Annotated in this window: 3 protein-coding genes and 2 pseudogenes; 1 reads left to right on the top strand and 4 read right to left on the bottom strand. The window is 55.3% G+C overall.

What is annotated here, in order from left to right:
• The 4 genes and pseudogenes from VB712_RS13910 to VB712_RS13895 form a co-directional block, all read right to left on the bottom strand.
• Positions 1–412, bottom strand: a pseudogene (locus VB712_RS13910) (RNA-guided endonuclease TnpB family protein); the annotation flags it as partial.
• Between the two features lie 313 nt (positions 413–725).
• On the bottom strand, positions 726–1,841 hold the full coding sequence (locus VB712_RS13905; protein ID WP_323255707.1) for a beta-ketoacyl-ACP synthase: 1,116 nt from the start codon (positions 1,839–1,841) through the stop codon (positions 726–728).
• Between the two features lie 4 nt (positions 1,842–1,845).
• Positions 1,846–2,631, bottom strand: a complete 786-nt coding sequence (locus VB712_RS13900; RefSeq protein ID WP_323255706.1) for a peptidylprolyl isomerase — start codon at positions 2,629–2,631, stop codon at positions 1,846–1,848.
• 13 nt (positions 2,632–2,644) lie between these two features.
• Positions 2,645–3,214, bottom strand: coding sequence for a photosystem I assembly protein Ycf4 (locus VB712_RS13895; RefSeq protein ID WP_323255704.1), 570 nt, complete (start codon positions 3,212–3,214; stop codon positions 2,645–2,647).
• Between the two features lie 485 nt (positions 3,215–3,699).
• Between VB712_RS13895 and VB712_RS13890 the strand changes: the two are divergent.
• Positions 3,700–4,228 (top strand): annotated as a pseudogene (locus VB712_RS13890) (photosystem II D2 protein (photosystem q(a) protein)); the annotation flags it as partial.

The raw sequence follows: 4,228 nt of genomic DNA, 5'->3' as shown, positions 1-4,228 counted from the left end.
CTTTGAGCTTTAGTCTACCAATGCCCTTCTTGTCGGTGAAGGTGATGACCTTGCGATTCTCGTCTAACTTCCACCCAGAGGTTTTGTACTCTACTGAGCGGTTATTTTTCTTGAAGGAGGGGAATCCTTTTTTTCCGGGGATACCCTTCTTGCAGTTTTCGTAGAATCGCGAGATTGTACTCCAGGCTCTTTCTGCGGATGCTTGCCGAGCCATGCTGTTGAGTTCAGCGGCAAAAGGGAATTCCTGAGCCAGTTGAGCGCATAGCTTTTGCAGATCGTTCTGTCCAGTTCCCCGGTTGTCCATCCAATAACGGATGGCTTTGTTTCAGATGAACTGGACTGTTCTCACTGCCTCGTCTATGGCGCTGAATTGCTGGGGCTTTCCGTAGGCTTTAAACTCTAGTACAATCATGGCTATATCCTACCACACAATATAAGCCGCCCTGCAAGGACGGCGACTCAAGTCGCCGTGTCGTCTTTCATCCCCGCGAAGACAGCGACGTTGCTCTAAGACTCCCGCACTATTTTCGTAACTGCTCGAAATCAATGCAGGATTTATCATCTTGAAACTGGATGTGGCGAGAGTCCATGATCAATTTTGCCCTCTTCATCTGTAGCTCTCCAGGTGCAAGCATTGGGCAAACACCCTTCGTGATTGTAGCTAAGATCACCTCAATTTCTAGAGGCTGCTGTTGTCTTCGTCACTGTTCGATAACAAGGGGGGATCAACCCCGGAGGGTGAGGGCAAGATTTTGGCCGCCAAAGCCAAAACTGAGGCAGAGGGTGTGGTGAATCTGCGCCTTGGTGGCCTGACGCACAATATTTAATTCCGGAAAGGCTAAATCCCGTAGGCCCACAGAGGGGGGCAGGGTTTGCGATCGCAACGCCCAGAGGCACACCGCCACCCCCAAGGCTCCGGAGGCTCCCAGAGTATGGCCGGTTGCTCCTTTCGTGGAACTCACGGGGGGGCGATGGGGAAAGAGGGCCGAGAGGATCGCCGCCTCTTGCTGATCATTGCGTTGGGTGCTGGTGCCGTGGGCATGGATATAGTCGATCTCGGCGGGGGTGAGGCGGGCCCGCTCTAAACATTGCACAATGGCTGCCCTTGCACTTTGGCCGCTGGGATCGGGGGCGCTGACATGGTAGGCATCACAGGTGAAGCCTACGCCGATGATTTCACCGTAGATCTGAGCGCCACGGGCTTGGGCCGCCCGCTGGGATTCCAAACAAAACAGAGCGCCCCCCTCTCCCAAGACCAACCCTTCCCGATGTTGATCAAAGGGATAGCAGCCGGTTTGGGCCAGGGCCCCCATGCGGGCGAATCCCGCTAGGGTGAGGGGGGTGATGGGGGCCTCAACGGCTCCAGCGATCACCTGCTGACATTGCCCCTGTTGAATCCAGTGATATCCTTGGGCGATCGCCCATAATCCCGTGGCACAGGCCGCCATCGGGGCCGCCACGGGGCCAGGAGTTTGCAAGATTTGAGCGGTGAGCGTTGCGCCGGTATCGGGCCCATGGCTCAACCAGGTTGTTAGCGGTTGCCCACCGTCCCCCATGCGTTCCCAATTCCCCTGACAGCCCCGACTTGACCCCACCACCACACCCCAGTTAGGTAGCGGCGGGGTGAGGGAGGCATCGGTTAAGGTTGCCTGAACCAGGGGGGGAATGAGGGCGGGCAAGGTTTGAGGCTGATCACCCATGAGGGCGAGGGGAAGGGGGGGAAGTGCCGGGAACGGTTGAGAGAGCCGAATCCCGGATTTTCCCCTTAAGAGGTGCTGCTGGGTTTGGTGGGCATCCCCAAGGGCTGAACACAGCCCGATCCCGGTGATCACCACCCCCATCGACCTAGGGCTGCTTGAGGTTTTCAGCGCCAGCGGTGACGATGGCCGATTCAATGCGATCGCCTTGGGCAATGCTATCTACCACATCCATTCCTTCAGTCACATAGCCAAAAACGGCATAGTTCCCATCCAGGAAGGCCAGATCAGCAAGGGCAAAATAGAACTGTGAGGAAGCGGAATCAGGCATTTGGGAGCGGGCCATGGCGATCGCCCCACGGGTATGGGGCAGGGCCGGCGGGCCGCTGATCCGCGCATCGGGAAAGGTTTTGCTGTACAGCGGCTCACTGGCCCCGGCGGGGGTGATTTCCAAAGGAATATAGCGGGGCTTACCCGTATCGGGGTTGACGAAATTCCCCGTCCCTAAACGACTTTCGGGAAAATTGGGGTCTTTTCCTTGGGGATCGCCCCCTTGGGCCACAAAGGGTTCTGGCTGGGTGACAACCCGGTGAAACATTAAGCCGTCATAAACGCCCCGTTGGACGAGATCGACAAAGTTACCGGCGGTAATCGGGGCAGCATCCCCATCAATGGCAATGGTAATCGGTTCGCCCTTAACGGTCATAACAACGGTGGCGGGGCCTTCAAGTCTGGGTAATTCACTCATCGGGTTACTGGATTGTGCGGTAATGGTGCCGGTTTCGGCGGCTGTTGTGGTTTCAGTGGTTTCCGTTGATGCCCCAGGATCCGTTAGGGATGCAGAGGGTTGGGCGCAGCCGACCATTAAAAAGCCCAGCAGGGCCACCAACAACAAGAGACGCGATCCTTGCGATCGCAGCGAAGCATTGAACATGGTGAGTTTAACGTTAGAGTCCTTCGAGGGGCACTTCTAGAAAACGAGCCAATTCTGCACCTTGGTTTTCCAACTGGGTCAGTGTTAAGGGTTCCCCCACACGGGTGAGGGGAATATCCCGACTGGCTTTCACCCGTAAATACAGCATCCGTTTGGGGTTAATGCCCTCGCGGATTTCTGCCCGCACCGCTTGGATGGCATCCAGGGGATGGGTCACACAGATTTGCCGGTTTTTCCCCGGAAAGCCCCAGCGGAAAATCGTGACTTTCTCCTCGGCTTTATTGAATTCGTTATAGCCACCCCCCACATCTAGGATAAACATCCCCATCTGGTAAAGGGCGATCGCACTGCCCACCACCCCATAAAAGAGCAGGGCAACGCCTTGGGGGAAAAAGATCAAATTCGTGGTATCGCTGACGATCAGCAAATTTTTATGGAGATAGCTCGACAGCCCCGCCAGAAAAAAACCCACACCCCCAATGGCAGAAATGATCGCCCAGAACAAGTTGCTGGGTCGGCGTGAGCCGAGGACAGCCTGCCGGAAAACCTGCCCTGTGGGGGAGGATGATGTCGATGCGGTCATAGCAGAAATACCTAAATCTTAAAAATGAGAGCCTTGATTCTGAGCTATTTTACTACCCTCTGGGCAAATCCGCTGCGGCCTTTGGCCCTGGCTCAGGGTTGATTCGTGAGATTTCTGAGGAAAGATGTGACAATTTGTAAAATTTTTGGTAATAATATCTTAAGCGTTGGAACCCCGAACCCGCTTGTTCGGTATTCCTCCCCACGCTAGGCTGCTCACTGGAGCCGCCGCTGTTGTGTAACAACAATCACTGATCTTCCGGCGTTATCACCTTTGCTGCGCCGTTAAAGATTAAACTGGCTTGTGATCTGCACTTTCTTGAGTTTTAAATGACAACTGCGTTTAGCGCGGCCTCAAACCCCTCTCGGTTAGGCATTTCTGCCCCCTTTAGGCTTGAGTGAATTCACGTTATGATCGGCGATCGCAAGTGCTCCATTTTTTAGGAATCTTGCCTTTGATTCACCCAGCAAGAGGATATTTGTTTTATGACCATAGCTGTTGGCAGAACACAGGAGCGAGGCTGGTTTGATTCAGTGGACGACTGGCTCAAACGCGATCGCTTCGTCTTTATCGGTTGGTCTGGTTTGCTGCTCTTCCCCTGCGCCTACATGGCTCTCGGCGGCTGGCTCACCGGCACCACCTTCGTCACCTCCTGGTACACCCACGGTTTAGCCTCGAGCTACCTCGAAGGCTGCAACTTTATCACCGTGGCTGTTTCCTCCCCCGCCGATGCCCTCGGTCACTCCCTGTTGTTCCTCTGGGGCCCCGAAGCCCAGTGGAGCCTCACCCACTGGTTCCAAATCGGTGGGCTGTGGAGTTTCGTTGCCCTCCATGGGGCATTCGGCTTAATCGGCTTCATGTTGCGCCAATTTGAAATCGCTCGCCTAGTGGGGATTCGTCCCTACAATGCGATCGCCTTCTCTGGCCCCATCGCCGTCTTCGTCAGCGTCTTCTTAATGTATCCCCTGGGACAATCCAGTTGGTTCTTCGGCCCCAGTTTCGGGGTAGCAGGGA

Source organism: Spirulina sp. CCNP1310 (assembly GCF_034932185.1).
In the GTDB taxonomy this organism is placed as follows: Bacteria; Cyanobacteriota; Cyanobacteriia; order Cyanobacteriales; family Spirulinaceae; genus Spirulina.
The sequence above is the reverse complement of the archived record's forward strand: the minus strand, read 5'-3'. Positions and strand labels throughout refer to the sequence as shown.

What these genes read in the sequence shown, in the direction of transcription:
- VB712_RS13905 (WP_323255707.1), bottom strand. Translation starts at nt 1,841, where the DNA reads ATGGGGGTGGTGATCACCGGGATCGGGCTGTGTTCAGCCCTTGGGGAT.
- VB712_RS13895 (WP_323255704.1), bottom strand. Translation starts at nt 3,214, where the DNA reads ATGACCGCATCGACATCATCCTCCCCCACAGGGCAGGTTTTCCGGCAG.
- VB712_RS13900 (WP_323255706.1), bottom strand. Translation starts at nt 2,631, where the DNA reads ATGTTCAATGCTTCGCTGCGATCGCAAGGATCGCGTCTCTTGTTGTTG.